The sequence below is a fragment of the Sphingomonas yabuuchiae genome (assembly GCF_014199595.1).
Lineage (GTDB): Bacteria > Pseudomonadota > Alphaproteobacteria > Sphingomonadales > Sphingomonadaceae > Sphingomonas > Sphingomonas yabuuchiae.
Window position 1 is genome coordinate 36,854 of the sequence record NZ_JACHNX010000009.1, and the last position, 15,645, is coordinate 52,498.

Sequence of the window (15,645 nt, forward strand, 5' to 3'; positions counted from 1 at the left end):
GCCGGTCGAGCGAACCCGACCGGCGCAATGGGGATCAGACGTTGAACCGGAACAACATCACGTCGCCGTCCTGGACGACATATTCCTTGCCCTCCGCACGCAGCTTGCCCGCATCGCGTGCGCCCGCTTCGCCCTTGAAGGCAATATAGTCGGGATAGGCGATCGTCTCGGCGCGGATGAAGCCGCGCTCGAAATCGCTATGGATTTCGCCCGCCGCATTCGGGGCCTTGGCGCCGCGATGAACGGTCCAGGCGCGCGCTTCCTTCGGGCCGACGGTGAAGAAGGTCAGCAGATCGAGCAGCGCATAACCCGCACGAATCACGCGGGCGAGGCCGGTTTCCGACAGGCCCAGCTCCGAGAGGAACTCGCCGCGATCCTCGGCGGGCATGGTCGCGATCTCGGCCTCGATGGCGGCGGAGACGACGACGGCCTGCGCACCCTCGGCGGCGGCCTTTTCGAAGACGCGCTGCGAATGGGCATTGCCGTTCGCCGCGTTCGATTCCTCGACATTGCAGACATAGAGGACGGGCTTGGCGGTCAGCAGCTGCGCCTGCGAAAAGACGCGGGCTTCCTCCTCGTCCTTGGGCACGGTCAGCCGCGCAGGCTTGCCGTCGCGCAGCAGCTCCAGCGTCTGGCCCAGCACCGAGGCGGCGATCTTGGCTTCCTTGTCGCCCTGCTGACCCTTCTTGATGAAGGCGGGGACGCGCTTTTCCAGGCTTTCCAGGTCGGAGAGCATCAGCTCGGTCTCGACCGTCTCGGCGTCGGCGATCGGATCGACCTTGCCCTCGACGTGCGTGACGTCACCGTCCTCGAAGCAGCGCAGGACGTGGACGATCGCGTCCACCTCACGGATGTTGCCCAGGAACTGGTTGCCCAGGCCCTCGCCCTTGGATGCGCCGCGCACCAGCCCCGCAATGTCGACGAATGCCAGCTGCGTCTCGATGATCTTGGCCGAGCCGGCGACCTCGGCGAGCTGGTACAGGCGCGGATCGGGCACCGCGACGTTGCCGACATTGGGCTCGATCGTGCAGAACGGATAATTGGCGGCCTGCGCCGCCGCCGTTTCGGTCAGCGCGTTGAAAAGGGTGGACTTGCCGACATTCGGCAGGCCGACGATGCCGCAGCGGAAACCCATGCGTCGCTTATCCTACAGGAAAGGGGAAAGCGTCCCTCTAGCGAGGATGGGGGAATTTCTCAACCGATGGCTGCGGGGGCGGGGGGCATCTGCCCCAACCTCCGTTCAGCCTGAGCGGAGGCGGGGAATGCCCGGTCCGTCAGGCGGCGCTAACCGCCAGCACGGCGGCATAGCCGAGCAGCATGACGCCCATCGCGCCCGAAAAGCCCATCAGCACCAGACCCATATAGCGCAGGATCGGCGGATTGGCGCGCTGCGCCTTCTTGTTCCGGCCCAGGCCCGACAGCACGAAGCTGGCCAACATACCAAAGGTGAAGACAGCGAATTCGAGCATCGAGGACAGGTCCGCAAATAAGGAGGTGCGATCGCCATCCTCCTTACCCAATACAGGTTAACGGCACGATATCGCCGCGATCAGCCGCCCCATATTGACGACGAGTCGAGGGAACTTTTCGTCTGATCGCGGGTGCGGCGCATGTCGTCGCCCCCGTTCCGGTCGGATCAGCGATAATTGAAGCTGACGCTGATCCGTTCACCCTTGGCGCCGTTGGGCACGACCTCATGCCGCAACCAGCTTTCCCAGAGCAGCACCGTGCCCGGTTCGGGCGTGGCGGTGGCGAAGGTAGCCAGATCGTCCGGCGCATCGGGGCGACGTGGCGGCGCGGCCATCAGCATCGGCAGGCGCGGATCCTCCAGCTTCAGCGCGCCCGAGCCCTTGGGCATGGCGACATAGAGGGTGCCCGACACCACCGAATGCGGGTGGATATGCGCCGAGTGATGGCCGCCCGGCTTCAGGACATTGACCCACAGGCTGTCGAGCTTCAGCTTGCGCCCGCCCAGATCGAAGGCACATTCCTCGGCAAAGCGCGCGACATGACGGTCGAGCTTCTTCTTGAGGTCGGCAAACACCGGATCGCGGATCGGCAGGTCGTTGAGCGAGGCGTAGCTGGTATAGCCGCGATAGCCATGTTCCTTGCTCCAGCGCCGCCCGGCGCGGTCGTCCTCGGCCAGTGCCCAGCAGCTTTGTTCGATGTCCGCCAGCAGATCGGTATCGTCCAGCTGGCCCTCATAGAGCAGCGAGGCGAAGAGGCGCCGCACGCTCATGCCGCATCCCCCAGCCGGAGGGCGATATCGTTGACGAAGCGCACATCGTCGCCCTCCGCCAGCCAGTGCGCCTCCGCCGCCAACGCGCCGAGCAGGTCGGACAGCGGCTCGATCTCGGACTTGGCATAATTGCCCAGCACATGGCCGGTCACGCGGTCCTTGTGTCCCGGATGGCCGATGCCGAGGCGCACGCGGCGAAAGTCCGGCCCCAGATGCTGGTCGATCGAGCGAAGGCCGTTATGCCCCGCCGTGCCGCCGCCGGTCTTCACCTTGACCCGGAAAGGCGCGATGTCGAGCTCGTCGTGGAAGACGGTCAGGGCCTCGACGCCCAGCTTGTAGAAGCGCAGCGCGTCGCCGACGCTCCGCCCGCTCTCGTTCATGAAGGTCGCAGGCTTCAGCAGCAGGATCTTCTGCCCGCCGATCCGGCCTTCCTGGGTCCAGCCCTGGAATTGCTTCTTCACCGGGCCGAAATCATGCACCTCGGCAATGGCGTCCATCGCCATGAAGCCGACATTGTGGCGGTGCATCGCATATTGCGCGCCCGGATTGCCCAGCCCGGTCCAGACCTGCATGTCCCATTCCTCATTCACGTTACGGATGAGGCCCCTAGCATCGGGTGTCGGGACGCCAAAGCTGCTATTCGGGCCCCGGCCCCGTCAGCCGGTCGATCGCGCGCTCGGTCATGTGACGATAGACGCCGTCCGAATAGCGGTGCGTGCCGACGAAATGGACCAGTCGCTCATCGCCGGTGACCGGTGTGCGCCAGTAGTTGTAATAGCGGCTATAGGGCAGGGTGAGGGTGCCGGGCTCGTTGGAGAGCAGGAAGTTCGACGTCACCTGTTCGCTGCCCCATTCGGCCCAGGTCGCGGTGCCGACCAGATTCTCGGCCCTGCGCGAAAAGGTCGCCGCTGCTTTGCGGTCGCTGGGTCCACCGCGAGCGAAGCCCGCAAATCCCGACGACGCCCGGACGTAGGAATGGCATTCCGCCTCGGGATAGGCGGCATAACGGGATTCGATCAGCGCCTGCATGTGCGCCGGAGCCGACACCGGGCCGTCGGGATATTTGCGTCGGACGAACTCCGGCAGCGTCTGGATGCCCAAGGCCTGGCTGTCGGGGCCGCCCAACAGCATGAAGCCCCGATTTCCGGTGATCGCCGCGCGAACCTCGGGCACGTCGCCCAGCGTCACGGTGTCAGAATCCAGCTGGACGACATAGTGATCGGCGCGCAGGTCGAGCAGTACCAGCAATCTTTCCCAGGTGCCGCCGCGCGGACACGCGCCGGTATCGATCTCCGCGATCGGAATTATCCGGGGCGTGCCGCAATGCCGTGCCAGGGTGCGCCGGTCCGCCTCCGTCAGGCTGCCGTCGTCGATCAGGACGATCCGGCCCATGGCCAGTTGCTGGTGGAAGGATTTGACCGCGACCAGATAGGGGATCAGCGTACGGGTGCCGATCATCGACAGGATGATCACACCATCGTCGCGGGGGATGATCGGCGGCGTCGCCAGGATCCGCCGCGCGACATGCAGGTGAAGGTGCATCCGCGCCCGGCGCATTGTCCGGTCAAAGACCTTGCATAAAAGCCGGTGGGGACGGGCGGACGACGTCATCATAAGGGGATGCGGCAGCGCGGCGGCGATGACAAGCCAGTCACGCCCCCCGCCTGGTCATAATGATACGCTTCGACGGCGACGTCAGATCAGCCCCTGTGCCCGCAGGCTGACATGCCCCGAGGTGCCGATGATGATATGGTCATGCACCGTGATGCCCAGCCTCTTCCCCGCCTCTGCAATGGCGCGGGTCACGTCGATATCGGCGCGGCTGGGGGAAGGGTCGCCGCTGGGGTGGTTGTGGACCAGGATCAGCGCGGCCGAACCGAAGTCGATGGCGCGCCGGATCACCTCGCGGACATAGACGGGCGCCTGGTCGATCGAACCCTGTCCCATCAATTCGTCGCGGATCAGCATGTTGCGGGTGTTCAGATGCAGCACCCGTACCCGCTCGACCCCGTGATGCGCCATGTCGGCGTGCAGATAATCGAGCAGCGCCTGCCAGTTGGACAGGACCGGGCGCTTCATCGCCTCCGCCTGGACCAGCCGCAGCGCGCAGGCCTGGGCGATCTTGATCGTCGCCGCCGCCGTCTCGCCTATGCCGTCGACCCGCTGGAGCGCGATGGGGTCGGCGGTCAGGACGCCGCCGATGTCGTGGAACTCGCGCAGCAGCGCCTTGGCCATCGGCTTGGTATCGCGGCGCGGAATGGCGGTCATCAAGAGATATTCGATCAGTTCATGATCGAGCAATCCGCCACCGCCCAGCAATCGGTCGCGCAGCCGCGCGCGGTGTCCGGCATGATCGTTCGCCTCGATTTCGCTGGTATCGCGCATGTCCCGTCCCCCGTGGCGGAGCATCATAAGGCGAGCAGCGGGAACTGTCGCCGGGCTTCGCGCGATTGCGTGGCGCGGGGTCCGGTGTTTATGACGTGGGTCAAGAATAAGGGAGTGGCATCGGGGTGGAGGGCGCAAGCGAGGAGAGCGAGACGCGCGTGACCCCGGTCGCGAGCCCCGCCCGCCGTTTCCGTCGCCTTCAGCTGACCCTGATCGCCGTCGCGCTGGTCATCCTGGCCGCGTTGATCGCGCTGTGGATCGAACGCAAGCCGCTGGCGGGGCAGGTGCTGGACCGCGAACTGGCAAGGCGCGGCGTGCCGGCGCGCTACAGGATTTCCGATCTGGGTTTCGGTCGCCAGCGGCTGACCAACGTCGTGCTGGGCGACCCGCAGCGCCCCGACCTCGTCGCCGACTGGCTGGAGACGCGGACCCGCATGACCCTGTCGGGACCGATCGTGACGGGCGTGCGCGCCGGGCGGGTCCGCCTGCGCGGGCGGTTGATCGACGGACGGATCAGCCTGGGAACGCTTGATAAGCTGATGGGGCCGCCCGACACATCGGGCAAGCCGTTCCAGCTGCCTAAGCTCGACGTGGCGGTGCAGAATGGCGGCATCCGGCTCGAAACGCCGCAGGGGGGCGTCGGCCTGAGCCTCTCGGGGCAGGGGGTGCTGAGCGACGGCTTTACCGGGCGGCTGGCGGCGGTCGCGCCCAGGCTCGTGATGGGCGATTGCGTCGCCACCGGGCTGGCTGCCCCCCTGCGTGTCCGGGTGGTGCGCGAACAACCGACGCTGACCGGGCCGCTGCAAATCGGCAATCTGCGCTGTGGCGAGGTAGCGGTCGCCGATCTGGCGGCGCGGGTCGATGTGACCTTCGGCGCGGCGCTCGATCGCTGGCAGGGGCGCGCTTCGCTCGGCAGCGGAGCGATCCGCCATCCGGTCCTGGCCGCCGCCGCGATCGATGGACAGATCGACTTTTCCGGCACACCCAAGGGTACGCAAGGGCGCATGGAAGTCGCCGCGCGCAACGTCGTCGCCCGCGTCGGTCGCGCCGAGCGGGCGATGGTCGCGGGTCGCTATCTGATCGGCGCCGCCACCCGCTTCGATGGACAGGCGCAACTGGGCGGTGCGCAGGCGTCGGCCGCCGCGCTGGCCCCCGTCTTGAAGGCGGGCGAGGCGGCGGCGGGCACGCCGGTCGGGCCGGTGCTGCGCGCCATGACCCAGGCGGTCGGACGGGCAGGGCGTCGCTTCGCCGCCGATATGGCGCTGGCGATCGACAGCGACCGGGGGCCACGCGGGCCGGGCTTCGCGGTGCGCGTGCCGCGCCTGACGGTCGCGTCGGCCAGCGGCGGGCGGCTCGCCTTCGCGGGCGGCTATGGCCTCGCCTATGATGCGCGGGGGCTGCGGATCGATACGCGGGCGGCGATGGGCGGCGGTGGTCTGCCGAGCCTGCGGGCGACGCTGCAGCAGGATGGACCGAAACAGCCGATGCGCGGCACCGCCGAGCTGGCGCGTTACGAGGCAGGCGGGGCGGCCCTGGCCTTCGACCGGATGGTGTTCCGCTCCGCCGTCAATGGCGAAACCCAGGTGACGACCCGTGTCGCGCTGTCCGGGCCGATCAGCGGCGGGCGGATCGACGGGCTGGTCCTGCCCATCGCCGCGCGCTGGGACGGCGGGCGGCGGTTGCTGATCAATCCGGACTGCCAGCCGCTGGCGATCGACCGGCTGGCGCTGTCGGGGCTGAGGCTGGCGAAGGTGGCCACGCGGCTGTGTCCGCTGGACGGCGCGCTCGTCCGGCTTGACGGCACGCGCCTGAGCGGTGGTGCGCAGCTGGGGGCGACCAGGCTGGTCGGGCAGATCGGCAGCAGCCCGCTGACCCTGGCGGCGGCGACCACCCGCTTTGCGCTGGCCGACCGCAGCTTCACGCTGACCGGCGTGCAGACCGTCATCGGCCGCCCCGAATCGCCGACCCGGATCGACGCAGCCGAATTGAACGGCCGGATCACGTCGGAAGGCCTTGCGGGCCAGTTCACCGGCGGCGCGGGGCAGGTGGGGCAGGTGCCGCTACTGCTGGGCGAGGCTGGCGGCGACTGGCGGCTGGCGGGCGGCGTGCTGACGCTGAACGGCGCGCTTCAGGTGCGCGACGCACGGGCCGATTCGCCGCGCTTCCTGCCCATGGCGGCGCGTGACGTCACGCTGACGCTGGCGGGCAGCCGGATCGACGCCAGGGGCACGTTGTTCGAGCCGACCAAGTCGGTGAAGGTCGCCGACGTCGCCATCACCCATGCGCTCGACAAGGGCGCGGGCGCGGCGGACCTGAGCGTGCCGGGCATCACCTTCACCAAGGACTTCCAGCCCGAATTGCTGACCCCGGTGACGAAAGGCGTGATCGAGGATGTGCGCGGGCCGATCAACGGGCGCGGGCGTATCGTCTGGGATGCGAACGGCGTGCGGTCGACCGGGCGATTCGGCACCGACGGGATCGACCTGGCCGCCGCGCTCGGCCCGGTCAGCGGCATCGCAGGCACGATCGACTTCACCGACCTGCTGGCGCTGGAAAGCGCACCGGGACAGGTGGCGACCGTCAAGACGATCAATCCGGGCATTCAGGTGACGAACGGCGTCATCCGCTATCAGACCCTGTCGGGCGCGCGGGTGAGGGTGGAGAGCGGCCGCTGGCCGTTCGCGGGCGGCATGCTGACGCTGGACCCGACGCTGCTCGACTTCTCGCAGCCGGTCGAACGTCGCATGACCTTTCATGTCGAGGGGGCGGCGGCGGACCAGTTCCTGCTCCAGTTCGACTTCAAGAATCTGAATGCCACCGGCGTCTTCGACGGCACCCTGCCGATGATCTTCGACGAGCGGGGCGGGCGGATCGAGGGCGGTCGGCTGGCCGTGCGCGCCGGCGGCGGCAGCATCGCCTATCTCGGCGAATTGAGTCAGAAGGATCTGGGCGTCTGGGGCAATCTGGCGTTCGGGGCGTTGCGCTCGCTCAACTATCGGTCCTTGCGGATCGACATGAACGGGCCGCTGGCGGGCGAGATGGTGACCGATGTGCGCTTCGCCGGGATCAGCCAGGGCACGGGCGCCAAGTCCAACTTCATCATCCGGCGGCTCCAGCGCCTGCCCTTCATCTTCAACGTGCGGATCAAGGCGCCCTTTCGCGGGCTGCTCGATTCGGCGCAGTCCTTCTACGATCCGCGCCGTCTGATCCAGCGCAACCTGCCCGCGCTGCTGGAAGAACAGAACAAGCGCGCCGCGCCGCCTGCGAATCCCGCCGCCACCTCCATTCAGCCATCCGCAAGCGAGACCGTGCCATGACCGTAACAGGATTGAAAACGCTGGGAAGGATGCCGATCTTGGATGCGACACGATGGATGCCGGTCGCGCTGACCCTGCTGAGCGGAGGATGCGTCAATATCTCCGCGCCGGAGAAGCCGATCGAGATCAATCTGAACATCAATGTGACGCAGGAAGTGGTATATCGCCTGGATGGCGAGGCCAAATCGCTGATCCAGCAAAATCCGGGGATATTCTAATCATGAAGGCAAAGACGGTGATCCTGGCGCTCGGCGCGGTGGCGCTGCTGGGCGTATCGGGCATGGCGATGGCGCAGCGCGACCCGGCCTATGCCGCCGCGCGCGCCGAGGGTCTCGTAGGCGAACAGCCCGATGGCTATCTGGGCATCGTCGGCAGTGCGACGCCCGCGCTGCGCACGTTGGTCAACAGCATCAACATCCAGCGCAAGGCGGCCTATACCCAAAAGGCCCAGGCCAGCGGCGCGACCGTCGAGCAGATGGCCTTCACCAGCGGCTGCAACCTGATCGCGCAGACGGCCAGCGGCGAGAAGTACAAGACACCCGAGGGCGTGTGGAAGACCCGCACCGGCGCCGCACCGGAACGCGCGCCCGCCTGCGTGTAATTCCTTCTAACTCCCCTCCCGCAGGCGGGAGGGGCTGGGGGGAGGGGGCTTCGGCGGTGATGGAGCGAGCGGTTTTGAGGCGCGCCCAGTCCCTCCAACCGACATCTTTTCCTTCATGGACAGCGCCAGCCCTCCCCCGCCCCCTCCCGCCTGCGGGAGGGGAGAAGAAGGGGGGAGAGTAAAGACGGCGGGGCACCATCCTGTCACTCCCCGGCAACAATGCTTAACACATCTGTCACAAGCCCACCCCCAGGCGGTTGACTTGGGGGGAGGGGCTTTCTAAACGGGCCTCGCCTTGGCGGGGTCGCTCGCCGTTCGCGCGCATTCTCCCCTTCGGTGACGAAATCAGGTGAGGGTGGCTGCGTGGCGGAGAAGGAACCCGGACAGGACTTTGGCGATGCGGACGATCCGCGTCTGGCCGCGCTGGATCAGCGATTGGCCAAGGCGAGAGCGGACGGCGCAGCGCGGCAGGGGGTGAAGGTGGACGCCGACAGGGGTTATTCCCAAGGCAGCCGCGTGATCTCCGCGCTGATCGGAAGTCTTGTCGGCAGTGCGTTGATCGGCTGGCTATTCGACCGCTGGTTCGGCACCGCACCCTGGGCCCTGATCGTGATGCTGTTCCTGGGGATCGGCGTGGCGTTCAGGCAGATCATTCGGATTTCTGGCGAACGCCCGGAGTAACCGGGCGTTCGTCATATGTGGGAACGAAGCAGCGTGGCGGCAGAATCGGGCGGCAAGATTGATCCGATGCACCAGTTCCTGATCGAGCCGGTGCTCGGTCAGCACTGGGTGGTCGGCGGCTACGACCTTTCCTTCACCAATTCCGCTCTGTGGATGGTGGCGACGCTGGTCGCGCTGTGGGTGTTCATGATCGGCGGCATGAAGCGCGATCTGGTCCCCGGGCGCTGGCAGGCGGCGGTCGAGGGTTTCACCGGCTTCGTCAATTCGATGCTGACGTCGAATATCGGGCCGGAGGGCAAGCGTTTCCTGCCTTACGTCTTCTCGCTGTTCATGTTCATCCTGTTCGCCAACGTGCTGGGCCTGCTGCCCTTCGGCGTGGTGCCGGGTGTCCACCCCTTCACCGTGACCAGCCATGTGACCGTGACCGGCGTGCTCGCGCTGATCTCGTTCGCGATCGTGCTGATCGTCGGCTTCGGCCGCCACGGCTTCCACTTCTTCGCGCTGTTCGTGCCGCACGGCACGCCCAAGCTGATGATTCCGCTGATCTTCGTGGTCGAGCTGATGAGCTTCCTGGTGCGCCCCTTCTCGCTGGGTCTGCGACTGTTCGTCGCGATGACCGCGGGGCACATCCTGCTGAAGGTTCTTGCCGCCTTCGTCATCAACGGCATCAACATGGGCCCCGGTTACGCCGCGCTCATCACCCTGCCGAGCTTCCTGCTGATGATCGGCATCACGCTTCTCGAACTGCTGGTCGCCGCGATCCAGGCCTATGTCTTCGCGCTGCTGACCTCGGTCTATCTGAACGACGCCGTCAACCTGCACTGATCCGGTACGGCCGGATCGGGCGGGCGGGCGCGCCGCCGACTTGAATACCCAAACGACCCTTTTGAACTGGAGTGATTGAAATGGACGCAGAAGCCGCGAAGCTGATCGGTGCCGGTCTGGCCGCTATCGGCATGGGCATCGCCTCGCTCGGCGTGGGTAACGTGTTCGCCAAGTTCCTCGAAGGCGCGCTGCGCAATCCGGGTGCGGCGGACAGCCAGCAGGGCCGCCTCTTCATCGGTTTCGCCGGTGCCGAGCTTCTGGGCCTGCTCGCCTTCGTGACGATGATCATCCTGGTGTTCGTCGCCTAATCATTCGGATCGGCCGGGCGTGTCGCTGACGATGCGCCCGGTTGATATGGCAACGAGGACTCCATGCCCCAGATAGCACAGATCAGTGCGACCTATGCGTCGCAGATCTTCTGGCTCCTGATCACGTTCGGCCTGCTGTATTTTGTGGTCGGTCGTGGGATGGTGCCCAAGATTCAGGCGACCGTCGACGCTCGCGAAGGCCGTATCGCCGGCGATCTGGCGGCGGCGGAGGCCGCGCGTGCCGAGGCCGACCGGGTCGAGGCGGCATGGCGTGCCGAAATGGACGCCGCCCGTGTCGCCGCGATGGCCGAAACCAACGCTGCCAAGGCGCGGGCCACCCACGCTTTCGAGGCGCAGGTGAAGGCCGCCGATGCCGAGCTGGCCGAGCGTCTGGGTCATCATGACCTGGCGATCGCCAATGCCAAGGTCGAGGCGATGGCCAATCTTCAGACCGTGGCGGCCGAGGCCGCGCGCGATCTCGTCGCCAAGCTGTCCGGCGTCCAGGTGGGCGAGGATGCGGCGGCCGACGCGGTGCGAAAGGTGAGCGCGCATGGCTAATCATTCCGCAAACGGCGTTCTGGCCAATGGCGATGCGCTGGTCGCGCAGAACCTGGCCGATGCGGCGTCCGCCGAAGGCATGACGCAGAAGCCGATCCGCGAAGGCGACGGTCTGACCGGCAATACGGTCGCGCCCGCCGAAGCCGAGCATCACGCCGCCAGCCCGACCGCGCTGGGTTTCGATTCGACCGGTTGGGTGGCGCTTGCTGCTCTGGTCGTGCTGATCGGGATGCTGGTGAAGAAGGTCCCGTCGATGATCGGTCGTTCGCTCGACCAGAAGATTGCCGGGATCCGCGCCCAGCTCGACGAAGCCAATAAGCTGCGTCAGGAAGCCGAAACGCTGAAGGCCGAATATGAGGCCAAGGCGAAGGCCGCCCATGCCGATGCCGAGGCGATGCGCGCTCAGGCTCAGCATGAAGCGGGTCAGCTGCTCAGCAAGGCCAAGGCCGATGCCGAGGCGCTGATGGAGCGTCGCGCCAAGATGGCCGAGGACAAGATCGCCGCTGCCGAGCGCACCGCGATCGCCGAAGTCCGCGCCCGCGCCGCCGAGGCTGCCGCCAAGGCTGCCGGTCTGCTGATCGCCGAGCATCACTCGGCCGATGCGGACCGGGCGATGATCGACCGCACCATTTCGGGGCTCGGTCGCCCGAACTGATCGGCTTCACGGCCGGAGACAGGACCGCGCTTCGGGTTGGCCCGAGGCGCGGTTCGGTCGTTTCGGAAAGCCAAAAGACCACCACCTCCGTTCAGGCTGAGCGAAGTCGAAGCCCACGTCCTGCCCTATCCCCGCGCGGAAGAGAGGGATTCCCTTGGGCTTCGACCTCGATCAGCCTGAACGGAGGGTGGGAAAACGCATTCCTCCCCAAGCTCGGCTTGGGGAGGGGGGCCGCCGGGCGTCAGTCCGGTGGTGGAGGGGCAGCTCCCCCACACCACATACCCCCGTCCCCACGGGGCCGCATCGCCGTCTCTTTCGGGTTTCCGGCGACGATGCCTATATCCCCGAGCCCGTGACAAAGGAGACGCTCCGATGGCATGGGTCATTCTGGGCATTGCCGTGATTACCGAGATTTGCTGGGCGCTCAGCCTGAAATGGGCGGCGACCGTCGCCACCTGGCAGGCGTCGAGCGTGCCGATCGTCCTCAGCTTCGTGAATATGGGCCTGTTGGCGCTGGCGATGCGCGGGCTTCCGGCCGGAACCGCCTATGCGGTGTGGACCGGGCTGGGCGCGGTGGGTGTCGTGATCGGCGGGGCCATCGTGTTCGGCGACAAGATCGCGCCGATCCAGGCGGGCTTCATGGTGCTGACCGTCATCGGCGTGATGGGCACCAAGCTGTTCGCACAAGGGTAATTGGGCGTTCACGCGAAGCCGCGAAGACACGAAGAAGAGGGTTCGCGCAAAGGCGCAGAGAGCGCAAAGGAAGAAAAAGGTCTCCCGACCGCCGCGTTCGGAACGCCTCCGCGGCCTACGCGCCTCTGCGCGAACAAAAACCTTCGCGTCCTCGCGGCTTCGCGTGAACCAAAGCAACCTCACAGGGTAGCGATCTGCCGATCGCACACCTAAATCGCACCCAATGTCCGAACCTCCCGTCGACCGCTTCAACGAAGAGAAATCCACCTTCACCCTGCGCGGTGCCGATGCGCCCGATTTGAAGGCGGGGGTGGCGGCGATCCGCAACGTGCTGGCGACGCTGCCGCTGCGGCCGGGCGTCTACCGGATGCAGGATGCGCGTGGCGATGTGCTGTATATCGGCAAGGCGCGCGCGCTGAAGAATCGCGTCGCCAACTATACCCAGGTCGACCGGCTGCCGAAGCGCTTGCAACGCATGGTCGCGCAGACGCGGTCGATGACCATCGTCACGACCAACAACGAAGCCGAGGCGCTGCTGCTTGAGGCGCAGCTCATCAAGCGTTACCGCCCGGCCTTCAACGTCCTGCTGCGCGACGACAAGAGCTTTCCCTTCATCCTGTTGCGCAACGACCATGAGTTCCCGCGCATCCAGAAGCATCGCGGGGCCAGGCGTGCGGTCGGCAATTATTACGGCCCCTTTGCCAGCGCGGGCAGCGTCAACAACACACTGAACGCGCTGCAAAAGCTGTTCCTGCTCCGGTCGTGTACCGACAGCTTCTTCAAGGGGCGCGACCGGCCGTGCCTGCTCTACCAGATCAAGCGCTGCTCGGCGCCCTGCGTCGGCCGGATAGACGAGGCGGCCTATGCCGAGCTGGTCGCCGACGCGAAGAACTTCCTCGGCGGCAAGTCGACCCAGGTCCAGGCCAAGCTGGGCACGCAGATGCAGGCGGCGGCCGAGGCGATGGATTTCGAGCTGGCCGCGATCCTGCGCGACCGGCTGAAGGCGCTGACCTTCATTCAAGGCACGCAGGCGATCAACGCCGAGGGCGTGGGCGACGCCGACATCTTCGCGCTCGCCAATCGCGAAGGGGTGATGGGCATCCAGGCCTTCTTCATCCGTGGCGGCCAGAATTGGGGGCATCGCAGCTTCTTCCCCGCACACACCAATGACGTGCCCGAGGAGGAGGTGCTGACCAGCTTCCTCACGCAATTCTATGAGGAAGTGCCGCCCGCGAAGACCATCCTGCTCGATCGTGACCTGCCCGAGGGCGAGTTGCTGACCGAGGCGCTGGGCGAGCGGGCCGGGTATAAGGTACAGCTCACCGTGCCGCAGCGCGGCGACCGCCGCCGCCTGCTCGACCAGGCCAAGCGTAACGCGGTCGAGGCGCTTGAGCGGCGGCTGGCTGAGTCGACCACCCAGGCCAAGCTGCTGCGCGAAGTGGCCGACTTCTTCGACCTGTCCGAACCGCCTCAGCGGATCGAGGTGTACGACAACAGTCATATCCAGGGTACCAACGCGCTGGGCGCGATGGTCGTGGCGGGGCCGGAGGGTTTCCAGAAGGGCCAGTATCGCAAGTTCAACATTAAGGGGAACGAGGCGGCGACCAACGACGATTTCGGCATGATGCGCGAAGTCTTCCGCCGCCGCTTCGCCCGCCAGCTGGAGGAGAATCCGGATCGCGACGACGCGACCTGGCCCGACCTGGTGCTGATCGACGGCGGGCGCGGCCAGCTCAACGCGGCCAAGGCGGTGCTGGAGGATCTGGGCATCGAGGATGTCTGCCTGGTCGGCGTCGCCAAGGGCCCGCATCACGGCCGCGAGGGGCGCGAGGTCTTCCACATGATGGACGGCAGCGAACGGATGCTGCCGGTCAATGCGCCGCTGCTGTTCTATCTCCAGCGCCTACGCGACGAGGTCCACCGCTTCGTGATCGGCGCCCACCGCGACAAGCGCGCCAAGGCGATGGGCGCGAGCCCGCTCGACGAAGTGCCCGGCATCGGCCCGGCGCGGAAGAAGGCCCTGCTGATGCACTTCGGCACGGGGCGCGCGGTGCGCAATGCGAGTTTGGAGGATTTGCGTAAAGCGCCGGGGGTCAGTCAGGCCGTGGCGCAGCAGGTGTACGACTTTTATCATAGCCGGTGAGGGCGTGCCGCCGCCGTCAGTAGAAGCTGTGCAATGTGATCGTCCGCAAGGTGCCATCGCAGAGTGTCAGCAGATGTTTGGTTCCCGGGGCGGCGTGGGCGAAATAATCTTCGACCAAGTCTTTTGAGACGGTCTTGTGATCGATAGCGCATATCGCGTCGCCCGGTTTCAGCTTGGCGGCGGCTGCTGGTGATCGGCTCATGACATGGGCAACCGATAGTCGTCCGTTCCGGGTATATCCCTGTATGCCGGATGTGCTTCGATAGGCTGGCTTTGACGGCGGCACCCGTGGCTCCAGCAGCATCCGTCCCGCTGTCAGGTCGACCGTCATATTGTAGTTCCGCAACACGCCCATGCCGATCAAAGCCTGTATCTCTTTCGATCCCCACCAGTTTGCGTGCTCGACCGTCGCATAGGCACCCGAAACCTTGTGCGCCCCGAGCGTAAAATCGGTCAGTCGGCCAAGGGGTTGGACGGCCATGCCTCCGGCACCGACCGATGCGATGTCCGTCTGAGTGTTGAACTTCGTCCGCTCGGCAACAGCGGGCGAGATGGACACCTCACTGTCGGAGCCGGTGTCGATCATCGTGGGGGATACGGGCTGGCCGTTGATCGAGACGTCGGTGACCAGCCGGGAGTTGTTCGGCCCCACCCGGATCGGAATGCCGTCGGCCATCGGAATCGACCCGCTGCTCAGCAATCGGAAACGATGATGATCCTGATCGACCTGCCATTCGAAGATGCCGAGTATGGGCAGGCCGATGACCACCTCGACATCGGCAAGGCCCATGGCGTTCAAGCGGCGGAGGTCCATGACGGTGACCGCGCCGGGCTTCGTGGTGCGGATCGCGCCCACATCCAGGGTGACCGACGGCGTGGTATAAAGCTGCGTCGGCCCACCGACACTTTCCGGTTTGGCCCAAGGCGTCAGGGGAAGATGATGGGCGTCGGCATAGGCCTTGCTCACAATGAGATGATCGACGCCCGTATCGATCATCGCCTTCGCAGGGTGACCATTCAAAACGACCGGGATGACAATGATGTCGCTTTTGGGGTCGAAGCCGATCCATCCCGATCCGGCATCGGGTATCCAAAAAATCGGGCGCTCGGTGAACGTCGCGGGCAGGGTGGAGGGGGTTTCTTGCGCCAGAAGTGTTGAGGCCGGTAGAAGCGCCGCTTCGGAACATGTGAGCAATGCCGCCAAAGTCAGCGATATTTTCACAAAACCCGAAATCATATT

General features: G+C 66.2%; 17 protein-coding genes. 10 read left to right on the forward strand and 7 right to left on the reverse strand.

Annotation, left to right across the window (positions count from 1 at the left end):
• Positions 1–34 precede the first annotated feature (34 nt).
• The 6 genes from ychF to radC all read right to left on the reverse strand — a co-directional run bounded on the left by ychF (position 35) and on the right by radC (position 4,624).
• On the reverse strand, positions 35–1,135 hold the full coding sequence (gene ychF, locus GGQ89_RS12095; RefSeq protein WP_056431664.1) for a redox-regulated ATPase YchF: 1,101 nt from the start codon (positions 1,133–1,135) through the stop codon (positions 35–37).
• A gap of 139 nt (positions 1,136–1,274) precedes the next feature.
• Entirely contained in the window at positions 1,275–1,469 is a 195-nt protein-coding gene (locus GGQ89_RS12100) for a hypothetical protein (protein ID WP_184105969.1), read from the reverse strand.
• 167 nt (positions 1,470–1,636) lie between these two features.
• Positions 1,637–2,239 (reverse strand): TIGR02466 family protein, encoded by a 603-nt coding sequence (locus GGQ89_RS12105; RefSeq protein ID WP_184105970.1) that lies wholly within the window; start codon positions 2,237–2,239, stop codon positions 1,637–1,639.
• Positions 2,236–2,811, reverse strand: a complete 576-nt coding sequence (pth, locus tag GGQ89_RS12110; RefSeq protein ID WP_056431669.1) for an aminoacyl-tRNA hydrolase — start codon at positions 2,809–2,811, stop codon at positions 2,236–2,238. Before pth ends, GGQ89_RS12105 begins: the two co-directional genes overlap by 4 nt.
• A gap of 64 nt (positions 2,812–2,875) precedes the next feature.
• A complete protein-coding gene (locus GGQ89_RS12115; protein ID WP_184105971.1) occupies positions 2,876–3,781 on the reverse strand; it encodes a hypothetical protein in 906 nt (301 codons plus the stop codon).
• Positions 3,782–3,934: 153 nt separating this feature from the next.
• The gene (gene radC, locus GGQ89_RS12120) at positions 3,935–4,624 is read right to left on the reverse strand and encodes a RadC family protein (RefSeq protein ID WP_056431675.1); all 690 of its coding nucleotides are present in this window, start codon (positions 4,622–4,624) and stop codon (positions 3,935–3,937) included.
• 125 nt (positions 4,625–4,749) lie between these two features.
• On the opposite strand from radC, the gene GGQ89_RS12125 reads away from it, so the two are divergent.
• The 10 genes from GGQ89_RS12125 (at position 4,750) to uvrC (ending at position 14,405) form a co-directional block, all read left to right on the forward strand.
• Entirely contained in the window at positions 4,750–7,941 is a 3,192-nt protein-coding gene (locus GGQ89_RS12125; protein ID WP_338112424.1) for an intermembrane phospholipid transport YdbH family protein, read from the forward strand.
• Positions 7,942–7,970: 29 nt separating this feature from the next.
• Positions 7,971–8,159 carry a YnbE family lipoprotein gene (locus tag GGQ89_RS12130; RefSeq protein ID WP_244955784.1) on the forward strand — a complete coding sequence of 63 codons (189 nt, stop codon included), beginning with the start codon at positions 7,971–7,973 and terminating at the stop codon, positions 8,157–8,159.
• A gap of 2 nt (positions 8,160–8,161) precedes the next feature.
• Complete coding sequence (locus GGQ89_RS12135) at positions 8,162–8,542, forward strand: YdbL family probable chaperone protein (RefSeq protein ID WP_076711475.1); 381 nt, start codon at positions 8,162–8,164, stop codon at positions 8,540–8,542.
• A gap of 363 nt (positions 8,543–8,905) precedes the next feature.
• On the forward strand, positions 8,906–9,223 hold the full coding sequence (locus GGQ89_RS12140; RefSeq protein ID WP_056431684.1) for an AtpZ/AtpI family protein: 318 nt from the start codon (positions 8,906–8,908) through the stop codon (positions 9,221–9,223).
• A 33-nt stretch (positions 9,224–9,256) separates the two neighbouring features.
• Positions 9,257–10,048, forward strand: a complete 792-nt coding sequence (locus GGQ89_RS12145; RefSeq protein ID WP_056431901.1) for a F0F1 ATP synthase subunit A — start codon at positions 9,257–9,259, stop codon at positions 10,046–10,048.
• A gap of 80 nt (positions 10,049–10,128) precedes the next feature.
• A complete protein-coding gene (locus tag GGQ89_RS12150) occupies positions 10,129–10,356 on the forward strand; it encodes a F0F1 ATP synthase subunit C (RefSeq protein WP_007406947.1) in 228 nt (75 codons plus the stop codon).
• Positions 10,357–10,419: 63 nt separating this feature from the next.
• On the forward strand, positions 10,420–10,914 hold the full coding sequence (locus tag GGQ89_RS12155) for a F0F1 ATP synthase subunit B family protein (protein ID WP_056431687.1): 495 nt from the start codon (positions 10,420–10,422) through the stop codon (positions 10,912–10,914).
• Positions 10,907–11,569 carry a F0F1 ATP synthase subunit B family protein gene (locus tag GGQ89_RS12160; RefSeq protein WP_056431690.1) on the forward strand — a complete coding sequence of 221 codons (663 nt, stop codon included), beginning with the start codon at positions 10,907–10,909 and terminating at the stop codon, positions 11,567–11,569. The genes GGQ89_RS12155 and GGQ89_RS12160 overlap by 8 nt, the downstream gene beginning before the upstream one ends.
• A 372-nt stretch (positions 11,570–11,941) precedes the next feature.
• Positions 11,942–12,262: a DMT family transporter gene (locus GGQ89_RS12165; RefSeq protein WP_056431693.1), complete on the forward strand. Its 321-nt coding sequence runs from the start codon at positions 11,942–11,944 to the stop codon at positions 12,260–12,262.
• Between the two features lie 223 nt (positions 12,263–12,485).
• Positions 12,486–14,405, forward strand: coding sequence for an excinuclease ABC subunit UvrC (gene uvrC / locus GGQ89_RS12170; RefSeq protein ID WP_184105972.1), 1,920 nt, complete (start codon positions 12,486–12,488; stop codon positions 14,403–14,405).
• 16 nt (positions 14,406–14,421) lie between these two features.
• Here uvrC and GGQ89_RS12175 read toward each other — a convergent pair whose 3' ends face one another.
• The gene (locus GGQ89_RS12175; RefSeq protein ID WP_184105973.1) at positions 14,422–15,642 is read right to left on the reverse strand and encodes an aspartyl protease family protein; all 1,221 of its coding nucleotides are present in this window, start codon (positions 15,640–15,642) and stop codon (positions 14,422–14,424) included.
• Between the last annotated feature and the right edge of the window lie 3 nt (positions 15,643–15,645).

Excerpts from the sequence above, each read along its gene's own strand:
- GGQ89_RS12130 (WP_244955784.1), top strand. The coding sequence starts at position 7,971 with ATGCCGATCTTGGATGCGACACGATGGATGCCGGTCGCGCTGACCCTG.
- pth (WP_056431669.1), bottom strand. The coding sequence starts at position 2,811 with ATGCAGGTCTGGACCGGGCTGGGCAATCCGGGCGCGCAATATGCGATG.
- radC (WP_056431675.1), bottom strand. The coding sequence starts at position 4,624 with ATGCGCGATACCAGCGAAATCGAGGCGAACGATCATGCCGGACACCGC.
- GGQ89_RS12135 (WP_076711475.1), top strand. The coding sequence starts at position 8,162 with ATGAAGGCAAAGACGGTGATCCTGGCGCTCGGCGCGGTGGCGCTGCTG.
- GGQ89_RS12105 (WP_184105970.1), bottom strand. The coding sequence starts at position 2,239 with ATGAGCGTGCGGCGCCTCTTCGCCTCGCTGCTCTATGAGGGCCAGCTG.
- GGQ89_RS12175 (WP_184105973.1), bottom strand. The coding sequence starts at position 15,642 with ATGATTTCGGGTTTTGTGAAAATATCGCTGACTTTGGCGGCATTGCTC.
- uvrC (WP_184105972.1), top strand. The coding sequence starts at position 12,486 with ATGTCCGAACCTCCCGTCGACCGCTTCAACGAAGAGAAATCCACCTTC.
- GGQ89_RS12160 (WP_056431690.1), top strand. The coding sequence starts at position 10,907 with ATGGCTAATCATTCCGCAAACGGCGTTCTGGCCAATGGCGATGCGCTG.
- GGQ89_RS12150 (WP_007406947.1), top strand. The coding sequence starts at position 10,129 with ATGGACGCAGAAGCCGCGAAGCTGATCGGTGCCGGTCTGGCCGCTATC.
- GGQ89_RS12100 (WP_184105969.1), bottom strand. The coding sequence starts at position 1,469 with ATGCTCGAATTCGCTGTCTTCACCTTTGGTATGTTGGCCAGCTTCGTG.
- ychF (WP_056431664.1), bottom strand. The coding sequence starts at position 1,135 with ATGGGTTTCCGCTGCGGCATCGTCGGCCTGCCGAATGTCGGCAAGTCC.
- GGQ89_RS12165 (WP_056431693.1), top strand. The coding sequence starts at position 11,942 with ATGGCATGGGTCATTCTGGGCATTGCCGTGATTACCGAGATTTGCTGG.
- GGQ89_RS12115 (WP_184105971.1), bottom strand. The coding sequence starts at position 3,781 with ATGCACCTTCACCTGCATGTCGCGCGGCGGATCCTGGCGACGCCGCCG.
- GGQ89_RS12155 (WP_056431687.1), top strand. The coding sequence starts at position 10,420 with ATGCCCCAGATAGCACAGATCAGTGCGACCTATGCGTCGCAGATCTTC.